A 15,856-nucleotide genomic window follows, 5' to 3' on the forward strand; every position below is an offset into this window, starting at 1 on the left:
GCACTCAATACGTGGCGAAGAACTCGGCGAGCTCCATGCGATCCTGCGTGACGGTCAGGCCGAGGGCCAGCAGGATACGCGCCTTCTGCGGGGTCAGGTTGTCGGCGCTGAGAATACCGCGCGTGTCCAGCCGAGTGGTCAGCGGGACGACCCCGCTTCCGGCCCTGGTCGATTGCACCACGACGACACCGGACTCCACGGCCACCGCGAGTGCATCCGCCTCGGCCGGAGGCGTCATGCCGGGGGCGAACCCCGCAGAAACGATGCCGCGCGCGCCGGCGGCCACGAAGGCCCGGACCGCAGTGCCATCCGCGTCGGCATGGGCGTAGGCGATGTCCACGCGCGGCAGGGCGGCGAGCGTACGGATGTCGAAGGGCGTGCCCGGGGCGTGGCGCCGTTCGGACCGGCGGTAGTAGCGGAGGGAGGGACCGTCGACCTGACCGAGCACACCGAAATCCGGACTTCGAAAGGCTTGCAGCCGTGCCACCGATGTCTTCGTGACCTCGCGCGCGGCCTGGATCTCGTCGTTGAGCACCACCAGCACGCCCCGGCCCCGTGAGTCCGGTGCGGCCGCCGTGCGAAGGGCCGCCACGAGGTTCATGCCGGAATCGCTCGACAAGGCGCTGATCGGCCGCTGCGCGCCGACGAGGACCACCGGGCAGGCCACCGTCAGCGTCAGGCCGAGCGCGTAGGCCGTCTCCTCCAGGGTGGCGGTGCCGTGCCCGATGACGATGCCGGCGAGGTCCGGATGCGCGGCGACGAGGTCCTCGCAGAGCCTGACGAGGTCACGCCATTCGGCAAAGCCGATCGCCGGGCTCGCCACTGTCCGGAACGGCACCGCCACAATGTCGGCGACCCTTTTGGCTTCCGGAACCCGGTCAAGGATGGCGTCCGAACTGAGGCGTCGGTCGGTCGCGGTGTAGTCGAGGACGTCGAGCGAATCCCGGCCCAGCGACGAGATGGTGCCACCCGTGCCGATAAACGCCACCTTCGGCCGCTCTGCCATCCTGGATTCCCCACCAGCGTCGGATGATTTTCCGCAAGGTGCGCATGCACAACCCTTGCCGGGCGTCCGCTTTCCCGAACCGTCGAGATGGACGACAGATCACCTTGTGCCCCAGCCCACTTGCAAGGAACCGCCCCGGATGCCCGCTCCCCTGCTGCTCGTGACGAGCCTCGACCCCGAGGACGAGGCCGCCTGGCGCGAAGCCCTCGCCACGGCCATGCCGGGGGAGAGCGTCGCCACCCCGGCCGATCCGCAGGCGATGCGCCGCGCCGAGATCGCGATCGTGGCCAATCCGCCGCCGGGGGCGCTGGCCGGCCTGCCGAAGCTCGCCTGGATCCATTCCCTCTGGGCCGGCGTGGACCGCCTGCTCCTCGATGCGACGCTGCCGCCAGTGCCCGTGATCCGCCTGGTCGATCCGGCGCTCGCCCGCGCCATGGCGGAGGCGGTGGCGGCGGCCGTGCTCCACCTGCACCGCGATGTTCCGCGCTACGCCGCCCAGCAGCGCCGGGGCGAGTGGCGCCAGCACGATGTCCGCGCGGCGCAGGAGCGGTCGGTGACGATCCTCGGGATGGGCGAGATGGGACGCGCGTCGGCCAGGCTCTTGCGGGCCATCGGCTTCCCCGTGCGGGGCTGGAGCCGTTCGGGCGCAGGCCCGGACGGCATTCCCGTCCTGTCCGGGACCGAGGGCTTGGCGCGGGCGCTCGGGAGCGCCGACATCCTCGTGAACCTGCTTCCGCTGACCGCCGAGACGCGGGGAATCCTCGACCAAGCCGCCTTTGCGCGCCTGCCATATGGCGCCGGCATCGTGAATTTCGGGCGCGGTGCCCACGTCGTCGAGACAGACCTGATCGCGGCTCTCGATTCGGGGGCCATAGGGCACGCCATCCTCGACGTCTTCGAGACGGAGCCCCTCCCCACCGGGCACCCGTTCTGGTCCCACCCGAACGTCACGCTGCTGCCCCACATCGCCGCTCCGACGAGCCGGCCCTCGGCCGCCGCCATCGTGGCGCAGGCGGTTCGCTCCTACCGCGAGACCGGCCTGATCCCGGCCGGGGTGGAGCGCACGCGCGGATATTAGGGCTCGGCGTCCCGGGGACGCGGCCGCCGAGCCGTCGGGTCGATGGTGAGGGCCGAACGCCGCGAGACCGCTCTTCGATGCGCCGCACGGTACCGGCGGCCAAGATCGCAGGCGGCGCTGCCCGTATGACACCTTGTGCTGTAGGACCTGCGAAGGCCGCTATGTCTCCGATCATAGACGAAGAGACGCGAGCGCATCGACGAAGACGTACGATTCGCCCATTAGGCAAATTGTATTCAATGTGCATTCGATCGCCAGACTTACGCCCTACATCTAAGATGAGGATCATGATATTAATAGATGTTTAGCCATTTTTATCGCAGCCCCGGAACCAAGAGCTTTACAGTTGCTTGGAGCCTCACGTAAAGTTGATGCCGGCCTCCATGGCAAGCGAGGGAAGACATGGCCTCATGCGCTTCGGTTCACCGCGATCTCCACGTCAAGATCATCATCGCCGTCCAATCGGGACTGATCCATCAAAGCTCCATCGAGCATCTTCTTGCTCTGAAAGTCGCGCATGAGGGTGAAGACAGGCTGAGCGAGCGCGAACGGCGATACTTCTACGGAATGGTCGAGCCGATCCTGGCCGAGCTTTAGCCGGCGACGTCGATGTCACCCGTACAGCTTTCAGGCGATTGAGCCCGGCAACCCGCTAGGGGCGATGCTTTGAGTACCCTCAAAAAGACATGCGCATTCGGTGTGCCCTGCTGGAACCTCACGGGCCCGTGAACCGCTACTCTCCCGTATAGGGAGCAGATCAATGTGGGTTGTACTTTGGGGCGACGATTCAACTGCGGCCACGGGTGACTGGAAGCACGAGGAGCACGACACCTCGGAGCAGGCACTCGCGGCGGCGATCGCGAAGATCCAGGGCGGTCTGGTGGCGAACGCCGTGTACTCGCCGGCCGGCGTGCTCTGGATGAGCGGCGAGGAACTCCTGGATACGGCCGAGAAGGACGCGGCGTCCGCGCCGACCGAGGCTGCGGCCGGTTGAGGGCCGGAGCTGCCGGCCGCCTTCGCTCAGGATGAGCCAGAACGGCGGCGCGCCACTCCAGGAAGCGCGAAGCCGAGGATCGGCAATCGTCACGCGGACGAAAAAACCCGCTGAAGGACGTGCGCGCAGCGTTCGCCCGAATGGCCAAGCTCAGGGCGGGAACGATCGTATTCGAATGGACACCTAAGACTTCGCGTGCCGTCGGTTTCATCGATCTGCTGACGGTACGACGCCGGACTGTGCTCAAAGTCGGCGCAATCCGGCCATAGAAATGTCGATCCGTCGAGGCGGTGTAGCATTCGCGACGGCTCAATACTTCTCGATTCGTCGCCTGCGCGGTCGATCGCGCGGCAAGGAAGGACCGGCATTAGCGCCGGCCCAGGGTGGCGAATGGCTCTGATCATGGATGAAGACGCCAAGACGAATCACGCCCGCAACGACGATCCCGGCGCGGTCGCGACGGTGCGATCGGGGACCCGCATCGGGGCCGTCCTGGCCACGATGGCCCTCCTCGGCGGCGGTCTGGCCGGCCTCGCGACCTGGTCGCATCATCCGTCCCCGACGCAACGGGACGTGGCCGCCGCCCCGGTGATCGCGGGCCCGGAGGCTGTCGACGGCGAGGCTGCGTCCGAGATCGCGACGAAGCCCCCCCATGAATTCGCCCTCGCGGAGCGCGGCGAGGCGTCCGCTCCCGCGCAGGAGGCTGCCATCAAGGCGGCGGCACCCATCCCTTCGGCTCCCGCGGAGCCATCCCCGCCGCCGATGCCGGCCGCCGCCCCGCTGGCGTCGCGGCTCGTACCCCTGCCGGTGCCGCGCCCCCCCGAGTTCCGGACGAGCCGGGCTCCGGTGCCGCGCGTGACCGCGCGCCGGGCGGTCCCCGTCGCGGCGGCACCCGTGGAGGACACGCGCTCCTTCGTCGAAAAGCTGTTCGGCATCGAGAACCCCGAGCCTCCGCGCCTCGCCTACGCGGCCCTGGAGACGAAGCCCGTCGACGATGTCTTCCGCCGGGCGCTGAGCGTGGTGCCCCGCGTCGGAACCGGCGGTGTCGCGGTCTACGACATCCGTGCCCGGGTGGTGACGCTTCCCAACGGCGAAAAGCTCGAGGCCCATTCCGGCCTCGGCGCCAGCATGGACGATCCCGGCCATGTCCATGTTCGCATGAAGGGCCCGACCCCCGTGGGCACCTACGACATCAGCGAGCGCGAGCAGCCCTTCCACGGGGTCCGCGCCCTGCGCCTCAACCCGGTGGGTGGCCCCGAGGCCGTGCACGGCCGGGTCGGCCTCCTCGCCCACACCTACATGCTCGGGGCGAGCGGCGCCTCGAACGGCTGCGTCTCGTTCCGGGACTACGACAAGTTCCTGCAGGCGTACCTGCGCGGCGAGGTCCAGCGCCTCGTCGTGGTGGCCGGCGGCTGAGCCGCCGGCGCGCGAGCCCGCGCGGGCTCAGCGCCGGGAGGTCGCCCGGGGCTTGAGGGCGTCGAGGGCGTCGGCATTGGCGCGGCCCCAGGCGTAGAGGATCTCCACGGGTTCGACGAGACGCTCCCCCAGCGGCGTCAGGTGATAGGCCACCGCCGGGGGCACGGTGCCGGCCACGTGCCGGGTGATCAGGCCGCTCGCCTCCATGTCGCGCAGGGTCTGGGTGAGCATCTTCTTCGAGATGCCGGGCAGGCTGCGCTGGAGCACGCCGGTGCGGGCGCGGCCCGCGTGCCGGGCCTTCAGCGTGTGCAGCACCATGCTGGTCCACTTCGTCGAGAAAAGCTCGAGGACCCGGCGCGGCGCGCAATCCTCCCGCCACTCCTCGTCCGCGCCGTGCCGCTCCATGCCGGTTACCCCTTGGTGCCTACGACCCCAAACGGTGCCGTCTGGTCCGGGCGCCACTCTCTCCATAGCTCCCGTCCGGATCAAGACGGCAGACATTCGAGATGGAGAGCATCATGGGCAGGACCGCATTGGTCGCCGGCGTCAGCGGCATCGTCGGCAACAACCTCGCGCGGCACCTCGTGGCGGAGGGCTGGACCGTCGCCGGCCTCGCCCGGCGCCCGCCCGCTGACATCGCGGGCGTCACGCCGGTGGCCGCCGACCTCCTCGATCCGGACAGCCTCGGGCGCGCCCTCGGCATGGTGCGCCCGAGCCACGTCTTCATCACGACCTGGGCCCGCCAGGAGACGGAGGCCGAGAACATCCGCATCAACGGCATGATGGTGGAAAACCTCCTCGACGCGCTCCGGCCGAACGGTGGCGTCGAGCACGTCGCCCTGGTCACCGGTCTCAAGCACTATCTCGGCCCCTTCGAGGCCTACGGGAAGGGCAGCCTGCCCGCGACCCCGTTCCGCGAGACGCAGGGCCGGCTCGACGTCGAGAACTTCTACTACGCGCAGGAGGACGCGGTCTTCGCCGCCGCCGCGCGGGACGGGTTCGGCTGGAGCGTGCACCGGCCCCACACCATCATCGGCTACGCGCTGGGCAACGCCATGAACATGGGCGTGACGCTGGCCACCTACGCCACCCTCTGCCGCGAGGCCGGCCGCCCCTTCCGCTTCCCTGGCTCGGCCGCGCAGTGGAACGGGCTGACCGACGTCACCGATGCGCGGGTGCTGGCGCGCCAGCTCGAATGGGCGGCCACCACGCCGGCCGCGCGCAACGAGGCCTTCAACGTCGTCAACGGCGACGTCTTCCGCTGGAGCTGGATGTGGGGCCGCATCGCCGACTGGTTCGGCCTGGAGCCGGCCCCCTTCGACCCCGAGGTGCAGCCGCTGGAAAGCCAGATGGCCGGCGCAGCGCCGCTCTGGGCCGAGATCGCTACCCGCCACGGACTGAAGGAGCCGGATCTCGGGCGCCTCGCCTCGGCCTGGCACACGGATGCCGATCTCGGCCGGCCCATCGAGGTCGTCACCGACATGAGCAAGAGCCGCCGCCTGGGTTTTCGCGATTACCAGGCCAGCGACGACTCGTTCTTCGATCTGTTCGCGCGCCTGCGGGCCGAGCGGGTGATCCCATAGCGGCGCCCGCAACCGATCCCGCCCTCGCGAAGGAATCTCCCGATGACCGACCGAACCGACGCCCCGGACCTCGCCCGCTCGGACCTCCTGCAGCGGCCGCCCCACGGCGGCGCGACCCGCTCGACAACGAAACCGCTCATCGTGACGCCGACCTTCGTCTCGCGCAGCGACGACAGTTCCGTGCAACGGCGCCCGCGCGACGAGGGCGCCAACGCGGGCCGCGACGGGCGGGGCGTGATGCGGCCCGACCGACACCCTGAATCGGTGGCGCTGGAGCCCGACCCGAACCTCGCCTTTGAGCATTGGGACGAATACTGGCGCAAGGTTCACGGGCCGAAATTCGCCTACGAGGAACCCGGCACCTCCAACGATCGCGTCGTACGCTACGATCAGGTCCATCGCGTCGCGTCGGGACCGTCCTCCGGCTTTCGCCCGCCCTACCGGGCGATGGTGGATGGCGAGGGCCGGCTCGTTGGCGATCCGGCCGCGCGGGTGCCAGCCTATCGGCGCCCGTCCTGGGACGGGTTCGCCTACATTGCCTACGCGGAGGAGGCGGACATCGCGCGGACGCTCGGCCAGGAGCAGTACGCGACGCGCATCATCGCGGACGAGCGCACGGCGTTCCGCATGGTCACCCGGGAGGTGGCGCGCGAGTACATCATCCTGCCGAGCGAGCGGCACCGGGACCCTGTGAGCCTGGTCAAGATCCACCGGCGCCGGCCGCACCTCACCCGCGACGCCTTCCAGGCGGCGTGGCTGCGCGAGCATGCAGATCTCGTCCTGTCGAAGGCCGCGACCACGCATTACGTTCGGCGCTACGCCCAGCTCCATCCCTTCGGCGCGACGCAGGACGACCCGGGCGGTGAGACGATCGACGGGATCTCGGTCCTGGCCTTCGCCTCGCTGAACGATGTCGAGGACTATCTCGTAACCGTGGACCACGCCGCCATCGAAGACGCGGAGCAGGCGCTCGCCGATCCGGAGACCTCCGAGTTCTGGACGGCGATCAACTACAGCGTCATCAACCGCCTGGTGCCGGAACTTCCCACGGAGCGCTGAGGCGTAGCGCTGAAGGCGGCCCCGCTCGACTTGGCGGCGGGGTCGTTCTTCTGCATCATCGCGCATCCCGCCCGACGAGACCGCGATCCGATGACGTCGTTCGACTGGACTGCCGGCTATCCCACGGTGCGGATGCCGATCTTCGGACGCAACGTGGTCGCCACCTCGCACGCGCTGGCGGCGCAGGCCGGCATCCGCATGATCTGGCGCGGCGGCAACGCGGTCGATGCGGCCATCGCCACCGCCGCCGCCAAGACCATCACCGAGCCCTGCAGCAACGGGCTGGGGTCGGACGCCTTCTGCATCCTCTGGGACGGCAAGCGGCTGCACGGCCTCAACGCGTCCGGCGGCGCGCCCGCCGCCTGGAACCCGGCCTACTTCCGGACCAAGTACGGGGAGGCCGAGCGGCCGCCCTGCCGGGGCTGGGATTCCGTGACGGTGCCGGGGGCGGTCGCGGCTTGGGTCGCTTTGAGCGAACGCTTCGGCCGGCTCCCCTTCGCCGACCTCATGGCGCCCGCCATCGAGATCGCCGAGCGCGGCTACCTCGCGCCCATCGTGGTGCAGCAGAAATGGGCGGCGGCCGCGAAGGTCGACGAACTCACCCGCCAGCCGGGCTTCGCCGAGACCTTTCTGCCCTATGGCCGCGCCCCCCATGTGGGCGAGCGCGTGACGCTGCCGGGGATCGCGCGGGCCCTGCGCGCCATCGGCGAGACCAGGGGCCGGGCCTTCTACGAGGGCGAGATCGCCGAGAGCATGGCGCGCCATGCCGCCGCCCATGGCGGCGCGATGACGGTCGCGGATCTCGCCGCCTTCCGGCCCGAATGGGTGAGCCCGACAGCCAAGGATTATCGCGGTCATACGCTCCACGAAATCCCGCCCAACGGCCAGGGCATCGCCGCGCAGATCGCGCTGGGCATCCTCGAACACTTCGACCTCGCGGGGCTCGCCCCGGACGGTCCGGAGGCCCAGCACCTGCAGATCGAGGCGATGAAGCTCGCCTTCGCGGACACCTACCGCTACGTCGCCGATTCCCGCAGCATGGAGGTGACCCCGGAGGCCATGCTCGACCCCGCCTACCTCGCGGGGCGCGCCCGGCTGATCGACCGGGGCCGGGCCCAGGTCTTCGGCGCGGGCAACCCGGTGCGGGGCGGCACGATCTACCTCACCACGGCGGATGAATCCGGAATGATGGTGAGCTTCATCCAGTCGAACTTCATGGGCTTCGGCTCCGGCGTGGTGGTGCCCGAATGGGGCCTGTCGCTCCAGAACCGGGGCTACGGCTTCGTGCTCGATGCCGACAGCCCCAACGTGGTGGCGCCGGGCAAGCGCCCCTTCCACACCATCATCCCGGGCTTCCTGACGAAGGACGGCGCCCCGGTGATGAGCTTCGGCGTGATGGGCGGCAACATGCAGCCGCAGGGCCACGTGCAGACGCTGGTGCGGATGATCGACCACGGCCAGAACCCGCAGGCCGCCTGCGACGCCCCGCGCTGGCGCTTCAACGCCGGGCTCGAGATCAACGCCGAGGCGACGATGCCGGCGGCCACTCTCCAGGGGCTCGTCGCGCGCGGGCACCGCGTCGACGTCATCGAGGACAGCTACCAGGATTTCGGGGCCGGCCAGTTCATCTGGCGCATGGGCGATCCCGGCGTCGAGGGCTACGTCGCGGCCAGCGACCCCCGGCGCGACGGGCAGGCGGCGGTGTGGTGAGGCGCGCGTTGCCAAGCGCCGCCCTGGCACAGATAATGTATACACTTTTGGACGCACCGCCCGGATCGAAGCCGTCGCCTGCTCCGCGCGACGAAGCCACGATCCTGGCCGGTCCCTGACCCGAAGGACACTCGATGCTGCGCCTGTTCGCTGCCTGCCTCGTCGCGGCCGCCGCCTCGGCGTCATCGGTCTGGGCCCAGACGCCTCCGTCGCAGACCCTGCGCTTCGGCCTGATGGAGGACCCCGACGCCCTCGACCCGACGCTGGCCCGCACCTTCACCAGCCGGATGGTCTTCGCGGCACTGTGCGACAAGCTCGTGGATATCGGGCCGGACCTGAAGCCGGTGCCGCAGCTCGCCACCAGCTGGAGCCTCTCGCCCGACGAGAAGACGCTGACCATGACCCTGCGGCCCGGCGTGCTGTTCCACGACGGCGAGAAGCTCGACGCGGCGGCGGCCAAGTACAGCATCGAGCGGCACCTCAAGCTGCCCGGCTCGCAGCGGCGCGGCGAGATCGCGCCCATCGACCGGGTCGAGGTGGTGGACGACCTGACCTTCAGGATCATCCTGAAGACGCCCTTCGCGCCGCTGATGGCCCAGTTCACGGACCGGGCCGGGATGATGGTCTCGCCCAAAGCCGCCGAGCGCCTCGGCGACAAGTTCTCCACCGCGCCGGTCTGCGCCGGACCGTTCAAGTTCGTGGAGCGGGTGCCCCAGGACCGGATCGTGCTCGAGCGCTTTGACGATTACTGGAACAAGGACCAGATCCACCTCAAGCGGATCGAGTTCCGCCCCATTCCCGACGGGACCGTGCGGCTGACCAACCTGCGCGCCGGGCAGCTCGAACTCCTGGAGCGCCTGACCCCCACCGACCTGCCGCAGGTGACGCGCGATCCCAAGCTGAAGGTCGGCTCGACCATCGAGCTCGGCTTCCAGTCCATCGTCTTCAACGCGGCCAAGCCCGGCTCACCGGTGGCCGACCCGCGCGTGCGCGCCGCCTTCGACCTCGCCATCGACCGCAACGCCCTGAACCAGGTGGTGTTCGGCGGCGAGTTCCTGCCCGGCAACCAGTGGGTCTCGCCGAAGCATCCGGCCTACGTGAAGGAGTATCCGATCGGGAAGCGCGACGTGGCCAAGGCCAAGGCGCTGCTCGCCGAGGCCGGGGTGCCAAAGCCCAGCATCACGCTGACCGTCTACGCCAACAACGAGGCGCCGCAGGTGGGCCAGGTCATACAGGCCATGACCCGCGAGGCCGGCTTCGACGTGAAGCTCCAGGCCACCGACTTCACCACGGCGCTCGACGCCGCCGACAAGGGCAACTTCGAGGCCTATCTCTACTCGTGGAGCGGCCGGCCGGACCCGGACGGCAACACCTTCAGCTTCCTCGCCTGCAAGACACCCCTGAACTACGCCCGCTACTGCGACCCGGACGCCGAGGCGGCGCTGTCCGCCGAGCGCGCGACGGTGGACCCGGCGCGTCGGGGAGAGGCCTGGAAGCGCTTGGCCGACAAGGTGATGGCCGACCGGCCGCTGATCTACCTGTTCCACCGCAAGCTGTTCTGGGCCTACACCACGAAGCTGTCCGGCTTCACGCCCTACCCCGACGGTCTCGTGCGCTTCGGCGGGCTCAAGCTGAACTGAGGAGGAGCCCGGCCGATGCTGCGCGTCCTCGTCCAGCGCCTCGCGCTCGCGATCCCCACCCTGGTGATCGCCTCGATGATCATCTTCACCCTGCAGCAATTGCTGCCGGGCGACACCGCCACCGCCCTGTCGGGCGAGGAGCGCGACCCCGAGGTCATCGCCTTCATCCGGCAGAAGTACCACCTCGATCAGCCGCTGCCCGTGCGCTACGCCCTCTGGGCCGGCGGCGTGCTCCAGGGAGATCTCGGCGAGTCGATCCGCCTGCAGAAGCCGGTACTCGACCTCGTCGTCGAGAAGCTGCCGGTGACCCTCGAACTCGCGTGCCTCGCCATGCTGGTGGCCCTCGCCATCGGCGTGCCCATGGGCATCCTCTCCGCGGTGAAGCGCGGCCAGGCCGCCGACACCATCGCCAACGGGATCGCGCTCTGGGGCCTGTCGGTGCCGAACTTCTGGCTCGGCATCCTGATGATCCTGCTGTTCTCGGTGCATCTCGGCTGGCTGCCGGCCTCCGGCTACGTCTCGCCTTTCGAAAGTCTGTCGGAGAACCTGCGCGCGATGGCGATGCCGGCCTTCGTCCTCGGCAACGCCATCGCGGCAGTGATGATGCGCCACACCCGCGCGGCGATGCTCGGCGTGCTCGGCAGCGACTACGTCCGGACCGCGCGGGCCAAGGGCGTCTCGCCCCTGAGGCTGATCCTGCGCCACGCCCTGCCCAACGCCGCGATCCCCATCATCACCCTGGGCGCCCTCGAATTCGGGCAGCTGCTGTCCGGCGCCGTGCTCACCGAGCAGGTGTTCTCGGTGCCGGGCTTCGGCAAGCTGATGGTCGATGCGGTGTTCAACCGCGACTACGCCACCGTCCAAGGCGTCGTGATCTGCACCGCCACCACATACGTCCTCCTCAACCTCGCGGCCGACCTCCTGGCGGCGTTCGTCAACCCGAAGCTGAGGCGCGCGTGAGCATGGGCCCTGCCCGGACCGGCCGAGCCTCTCCTCCGAGCAGAGGGAGCGCGGCGCGCTTGCCCGACCGATCCGCATGCCGTCGAGGCGACCGATGACCAAGGCCGCCCTCTCGCCCGTCGGCGTGGCGCTGCCCGCCGCCGCACCCGTCCTGCGGGCCGAGCCCGGCCCGATCCGCGCGTTCTGGACGCGGCTGACCGCGCGCCGCAGCGCCATGCTGGGCCTCGTCATCGTGGTGGCGCTGATCCTCATGGCGGTCTTCGCCGATTGGATCGCGCCCTACGACCCCATCGCCACGGATTGGGGCGCGATCCGCTCCCCGCCCGATTGGGCGCATCCCTTCGGCACCGACGAGGTCGGGCACGACGTGCTCTCGCGCATCGTCTTCGGGGCGCGCGCCTCCCTCGGGGCGGGCCTGACCTCCGTGGCGCTGGCGGTGGCGCTGGGCCTGCCCTTCGGGCTGATCGCCGGCTATGCCGGGGGCATCCTCGACATGGCGATCATGCGCCTGACCGACGCGCTGCTCGCCATTCCGTTCCTGATCCTGGCCATCGCGCTCGCGGCCTTCCTGGGGCCGAGCCTCACCAACGCCATGGTGGCGATCGGCCTCTCGGCGACCTCGACCTTCGTGCGCCTGACCCGCGCGCAGGTGCAGGCGGTGGCCGCGGAGGAGTTCGTGGAAGCCGCCCGCGCCGTCGGCAACCCGCCCTGGCGGATCGCCCTGCGCCACATCGTTCCCAACATCGTGCCGGCGATCCTGGTCCAGGCGACGCTGACCATCGCGGCCGCGATCATCGCCGAGGCGAGCCTGTCCTTCCTCGGCCTCGGCCAGCAGCCCCCCGAGCCGTCCTGGGGCTCGATGCTCAACGTCGCCAAGAACTTCCTCGAACTGGCGCCCTGGATGGCGATCTGGCCCGGCGCCGCGATCTTCCTCGCGGTGCTCGCCTTCAATCTCCTCGGCGACGGCCTGCGCGACGCCCTCGACCCCCGGCAGAGGACCTGAGATGGCGGAGACATCGGCAAAGACCCTGCTGGAGGTCCGCGACCTCGGCGTCGCCTTCGACAGCGAGGGCGGCGCGGTGCACGCGGTCAACGGCGTGTCCTACACGCTCGCGGAGGGCGAGACCCTGGGCATCGTCGGGGAATCCGGCTCGGGCAAGAGCGTGCACGTGCTGGCGATGCTCGGCCTGATCCCACGCCCGCCCGGCCGCATCACCGGCGGGCAGGTGCTGTTCGAGGGCCGCGACCTCCTGAACCTGCCGGAGCGAGACCTGCGAAAAGTCCGTGGCGGGCAGATCGGCTTCGTGTTCCAGGATCCGATGAGCTCGCTCAACCCCGGCATGACGGTGGCCGCGCAGATCGTCGAACCCCTGCGCATCCATCTCGGCCTCGACGCCCAGGCGGCGCGGGCGCGCGCCAAGGACCTCCTCGACCTCGTGCGCATCCCCAATGCAAGCGCGCGCCTCGACCAGTACCCGCACGAATTCTCCGGCGGGCAGCGCCAGCGCGTGATGATCGCCATCGGCCTGTCCTGTCGCCCGAAGCTCCTCATCGCGGACGAGGCGACCACCGCCCTCGACGTCACGGTTCAGGCCGAGATCATCGCGCTGGTGCAGGATTTGAAGCGCGAGATCGGCATGGCGATCATCTGGATCACCCACGACCTCGGCGTGGTGGCGGGCATCGCCGACACCGTGCAGGTGATGTATGCCGGGCGCATCCTCGAGCGCGGCCCCGTGGACGACATCTTTGCCGACCCGCGCAGCGCCTACACGCTGGGCCTTCTGCGCTCGCTGCCCGACCTCAGCCGGGGCCGGGCCGGACGCCGGCGCCTGCACCAGATCGAGGGCGCCCCGCCCGACATGCGCACGCCCCCGCCCGGCGATCCCTTCGCCGCGCGCAACGCCTACGCGACGGCCCGCTGCCTGACCGAGCCGCCGCCCCTGGCCCAGGCCCCCGGCGCCGCGCCGGGCCACCTCGTGGCCGCCTGGTACGACCTGCCGGCGCGGCTCGCAGAGGAGGGCGCCGCCCGATGAGGCCGGAGCCCTCCGACGCGTATCCGCTGCTCTCGGTGCGCAACCTGAGCAAGCACTACCCCCTGCGGACATGGTGGGGCGGCAAGGGCTCGGTGTTCCGGGCGGTGGAGGATGTCAGCTTCGACATCCGCCCTGGCGAGACCCTGGGGCTGGTGGGCGAATCCGGCTCGGGCAAGTCCACCATCGGCCGCGCCGTCACCATGCTGAACCCGCCGAGCGCCGGTACCGTCGCGTTCGAGGGCACCGACCTCGCCAAGCTCGATCCACGTGCGATGCGCCGGGTGCGAGCCCGCATCCAGATGGTCTTCCAGGACCCTTATGCGGCCCTCAACCCGCGCATGAGCATCGGCGATTACGTGGCCGAGCCGTTCATCCTGCATCGCCCCGGCATGGCCCGCGCGGAGCGCCGCGACGAGGTCGAGGGCCTGCTCGCGCGGGTCGGGCTCGATCCCCGCTTCGCCCGGCGCTATCCGCACCAGTTCTCGGGGGGTCAGCGCCAGCGCATTTGCATCGCCCGCGCCATCGCGCTGAAGCCGAGCTTCATCGTCGCCGACGAGCCCATCGCCGCCCTCGACGTCTCGATCCAGGCCCAGGTCGTCAACCTGTTGCAGGACCTGCAGGACGAACTCGGCATCTCCTACCTGTTCATCTCCCACGACCTGCGCATGGTGCGCTACCTGTGCCAGCGCGTGGCCGTGCTCTGGCACGGCCGCATCGTCGAGCTGGCCGATGCCGATAGCCTCTACGACGACCCGCGCCACCCCTACACCCGCCGCCTGCTCGGCGCCGTGCCGGTACCCAACCCCGTGGCCGAGCGCGCCCGCCTGCGCGACGCCGCCCGCATGCCCGCCGTCGACCCGGAGACGATCGGCGCCCTCGTCGAGGTCGCCCCCGGCCACTGGGTCGCGGGCGATCCCCATCCCTGAACCGTCAAGGACCTGATCCGTTGAGAGATTTCTCGAAGCCGGGGCGCTCGCCCGTCTACGCCGCCAACGCGGCGGTCGCGACCTCCCATCCCCTGGCGACGTTGGCGGGAATCGGGGTCCTGCGCGCGGGCGGCAACGCGGTCGATGCCGCCATCGCGGCTGTGGCCGTGCAGGGCGTGGTCGAGCCGGCCATGACCGGCATCGGCGGCGATTGCTTCGCGCTGTATGCGCCGAAGGGCGCCGCCGTGCCGATCACCCTCGACGGCTCGGGCCGCAGCCCGGCCGCCGCGCACGATGCCTGGTACGTCGAGAACGACGTCGCCATCGGGCCGACCTCGGCCCATGCCGTCACGGTGCCCGGCGCCATCGCGGCCTGGGCGCGGCTTCTGGCCGACCACGGCACCCGCAGCCTCGGGGAATTGCTCCAGCCGGCGATCCGCTACGCCGAGGAGGGCTACCCCGTGCAGCCGCGCGTCGCCTACGACTGGGCGCGCAACCGCGACAAGCTGCGGGCCGATCCGGGCTCGGCCGCCGCCTACCTGATCGACGGCGAGGCGCCGAAGGTCGGCACGACGATGCGCCACCCCAGGCTCGCCGCCACCCTGCGACGCATCGCCGAGCACGGCGCACCGGGCTTCTACGAGGGCCCGGTGGCGCAGGACATGGTCTCGCGCCTGAGGGCGCTCGGCGGCCTGCACACGCTGGAGGATTTCGCGGCGGCCGCGCCCGAATACGTGACGCCGATCTCGACCCGCTACCGCGGCTACGACGTCTACGAATGCCCGCCCGCCGGCCAGGGCCTCGCCGCCCTGATGATGCTCAACGTGCTCTCGCAATACGATGTCGGCGCGCTGTCCGAACTCGACCGGGTCCATCTCTTCGCGGAGGCCTGCAAGCAGGCCTACCACCACCGGGACGCGCTCTTCGCCGACCCGATGGTCAACGCGGTGCCCGTCGAGCACCTGCTCTCGCAGGCCTGGCAGGCACGGGCGCACGGGGCCATCGACATGGGCCGCGCCCAGGAGCCCGTGCTGTGGCCGGAGATCCGCCACACCGACACGGTCTATCTCTGCGTGGTCGACCGGGACGGCAACGCGATCTCGCTGATCAACTCGATCTTCCAGGGCTTCGGCAGCGGCATCACCGCGCCGGAGAGCGGCGTGCTCCTGCACAATCGCGGCTTCTCCTTCCGGGTCGAGCCGGGCCACCCCAACACCATCGGCCCCTCCAAGCGCCCGATGCACACCATCATCCCCGGCATGCTGATGCGTGACGGCGCCGTGGTGGCCCCCTTCGGCGTGATGGGCGGGCATTACCAGGCCATGGGCCATGTCGAGCTCCTCACCGGCATCATCGACCGGGGCCTCGACGTGCAGGAGGCGCTGGATGCTCCCCGCAGCTTCGCTTATAGCGGCGGCGTCGAACTCGAGGGCGGCTTCGGCCCGGGC

15 protein-coding genes are annotated in these 15,856 nt (G+C 70.2%); 13 read left to right on the forward strand and 2 right to left on the reverse strand.

Annotation, left to right across the window (positions count from 1 at the left end; genetic code table 11):
* Window positions 1–4 precede the first annotated feature (4 nt).
* Window positions 5–1,006 carry an asparaginase gene (locus tag JWQ05_RS09095; RefSeq protein WP_299657724.1) on the reverse strand — a complete coding sequence of 334 codons (1,002 nt, stop codon included), beginning with the start codon at window positions 1,004–1,006 and terminating at the stop codon, window positions 5–7.
* 139 nt (window positions 1,007–1,145) lie between these two features.
* Here JWQ05_RS09095 and JWQ05_RS09100 point away from each other — a divergent pair, with 139 nt between their 5' ends.
* From JWQ05_RS09100 to JWQ05_RS09115, 4 genes are all read left to right on the forward strand, one after another.
* A complete protein-coding gene (locus JWQ05_RS09100; protein WP_299657726.1) occupies window positions 1,146–2,084 on the forward strand; it encodes a glyoxylate/hydroxypyruvate reductase A in 939 nt (312 codons plus the stop codon).
* 402 nt (window positions 2,085–2,486) lie between these two features.
* Complete coding sequence (locus JWQ05_RS09105; protein WP_299657728.1) at window positions 2,487–2,681, forward strand: hypothetical protein; 195 nt, start codon at window positions 2,487–2,489, stop codon at window positions 2,679–2,681.
* 163 nt (window positions 2,682–2,844) lie between these two features.
* Entirely contained in the window at window positions 2,845–3,078 is a 234-nt protein-coding gene (locus JWQ05_RS09110; protein ID WP_299657730.1) for a hypothetical protein, read from the forward strand.
* A 402-nt stretch (window positions 3,079–3,480) separates the two neighbouring features.
* Entirely contained in the window at window positions 3,481–4,494 is a 1,014-nt protein-coding gene (locus tag JWQ05_RS09115; protein WP_299657732.1) for a DUF2778 domain-containing protein, read from the forward strand.
* Window positions 4,495–4,521: 27 nt separating this feature from the next.
* Here JWQ05_RS09115 and JWQ05_RS09120 read toward each other — a convergent pair whose 3' ends face one another.
* On the reverse strand, window positions 4,522–4,899 hold the full coding sequence (locus JWQ05_RS09120) for a helix-turn-helix domain-containing protein (protein WP_299657734.1): 378 nt from the start codon (window positions 4,897–4,899) through the stop codon (window positions 4,522–4,524).
* A gap of 113 nt (window positions 4,900–5,012) precedes the next feature.
* Here JWQ05_RS09120 and JWQ05_RS09125 point away from each other — a divergent pair, with 113 nt between their 5' ends.
* The 9 genes from JWQ05_RS09125 to JWQ05_RS09165 form a co-directional block, all read left to right on the forward strand.
* Complete coding sequence (locus tag JWQ05_RS09125) at window positions 5,013–6,077, forward strand: SDR family oxidoreductase (protein WP_299657736.1); 1,065 nt, start codon at window positions 5,013–5,015, stop codon at window positions 6,075–6,077.
* 42 nt (window positions 6,078–6,119) lie between these two features.
* Window positions 6,120–7,136: an EthD domain-containing protein gene (locus JWQ05_RS09130; RefSeq protein WP_299657738.1), complete on the forward strand. Its 1,017-nt coding sequence runs from the start codon at window positions 6,120–6,122 to the stop codon at window positions 7,134–7,136.
* Window positions 7,137–7,226: 90 nt separating this feature from the next.
* Window positions 7,227–8,846: a gamma-glutamyltransferase family protein gene (locus JWQ05_RS09135; RefSeq protein ID WP_299657740.1), complete on the forward strand. Its 1,620-nt coding sequence runs from the start codon at window positions 7,227–7,229 to the stop codon at window positions 8,844–8,846.
* A 134-nt stretch (window positions 8,847–8,980) separates the two neighbouring features.
* Window positions 8,981–10,486, forward strand: coding sequence for an ABC transporter substrate-binding protein (locus JWQ05_RS09140; protein WP_299657742.1), 1,506 nt, complete (start codon window positions 8,981–8,983; stop codon window positions 10,484–10,486).
* Between the two features lie 15 nt (window positions 10,487–10,501).
* Complete coding sequence (locus JWQ05_RS09145; RefSeq protein ID WP_299657744.1) at window positions 10,502–11,446, forward strand: ABC transporter permease; 945 nt, start codon at window positions 10,502–10,504, stop codon at window positions 11,444–11,446.
* A 76-nt stretch (window positions 11,447–11,522) separates the two neighbouring features.
* Window positions 11,523–12,449, forward strand: a complete 927-nt coding sequence (locus JWQ05_RS09150) for an ABC transporter permease (RefSeq protein WP_299657746.1) — start codon at window positions 11,523–11,525, stop codon at window positions 12,447–12,449.
* 1 nt (window position 12,450) lies between these two features.
* A complete protein-coding gene (locus JWQ05_RS09155) occupies window positions 12,451–13,482 on the forward strand; it encodes an ABC transporter ATP-binding protein (protein WP_299657748.1) in 1,032 nt (343 codons plus the stop codon).
* Window positions 13,479–14,408 carry an ATP-binding cassette domain-containing protein gene (locus JWQ05_RS09160; protein ID WP_299657750.1) on the forward strand — a complete coding sequence of 310 codons (930 nt, stop codon included), beginning with the start codon at window positions 13,479–13,481 and terminating at the stop codon, window positions 14,406–14,408. Before JWQ05_RS09155 ends, JWQ05_RS09160 begins: the two co-directional genes overlap by 4 nt.
* Before the next feature lie 20 nt (window positions 14,409–14,428).
* Window positions 14,429–15,856, forward strand: a 1,428-nt coding sequence (locus tag JWQ05_RS09165; protein ID WP_299657752.1) for a gamma-glutamyltransferase family protein, incomplete at its 3' end; no start/stop codon positions are given.

It is taken from the genome of Methylobacterium sp. (genome assembly GCF_028290105.1).
In the GTDB taxonomy this organism is placed as follows: Bacteria; Pseudomonadota; Alphaproteobacteria; order Rhizobiales; family Beijerinckiaceae; genus Methylobacterium.

Excerpts from the sequence above, each read along its gene's own strand:
- JWQ05_RS09095 (WP_299657724.1), bottom strand. The coding sequence starts at position 1,006 with ATGGCAGAGCGGCCGAAGGTGGCGTTTATCGGCACGGGTGGCACCATC.
- JWQ05_RS09100 (WP_299657726.1), top strand. The coding sequence starts at position 1,146 with ATGCCCGCTCCCCTGCTGCTCGTGACGAGCCTCGACCCCGAGGACGAG.
- JWQ05_RS09105 (WP_299657728.1), top strand. The coding sequence starts at position 2,487 with ATGGCCTCATGCGCTTCGGTTCACCGCGATCTCCACGTCAAGATCATC.
- JWQ05_RS09110 (WP_299657730.1), top strand. The coding sequence starts at position 2,845 with ATGTGGGTTGTACTTTGGGGCGACGATTCAACTGCGGCCACGGGTGAC.
- JWQ05_RS09115 (WP_299657732.1), top strand. The coding sequence starts at position 3,481 with ATGGATGAAGACGCCAAGACGAATCACGCCCGCAACGACGATCCCGGC.
- JWQ05_RS09120 (WP_299657734.1), bottom strand. The coding sequence starts at position 4,899 with ATGGAGCGGCACGGCGCGGACGAGGAGTGGCGGGAGGATTGCGCGCCG.
- JWQ05_RS09125 (WP_299657736.1), top strand. The coding sequence starts at position 5,013 with ATGGGCAGGACCGCATTGGTCGCCGGCGTCAGCGGCATCGTCGGCAAC.
- JWQ05_RS09130 (WP_299657738.1), top strand. The coding sequence starts at position 6,120 with ATGACCGACCGAACCGACGCCCCGGACCTCGCCCGCTCGGACCTCCTG.
- JWQ05_RS09135 (WP_299657740.1), top strand. The coding sequence starts at position 7,227 with ATGACGTCGTTCGACTGGACTGCCGGCTATCCCACGGTGCGGATGCCG.
- JWQ05_RS09140 (WP_299657742.1), top strand. The coding sequence starts at position 8,981 with ATGCTGCGCCTGTTCGCTGCCTGCCTCGTCGCGGCCGCCGCCTCGGCG.
- JWQ05_RS09145 (WP_299657744.1), top strand. The coding sequence starts at position 10,502 with ATGCTGCGCGTCCTCGTCCAGCGCCTCGCGCTCGCGATCCCCACCCTG.
- JWQ05_RS09150 (WP_299657746.1), top strand. The coding sequence starts at position 11,523 with ATGCCGTCGAGGCGACCGATGACCAAGGCCGCCCTCTCGCCCGTCGGC.
- JWQ05_RS09155 (WP_299657748.1), top strand. The coding sequence starts at position 12,451 with ATGGCGGAGACATCGGCAAAGACCCTGCTGGAGGTCCGCGACCTCGGC.
- JWQ05_RS09160 (WP_299657750.1), top strand. The coding sequence starts at position 13,479 with ATGAGGCCGGAGCCCTCCGACGCGTATCCGCTGCTCTCGGTGCGCAAC.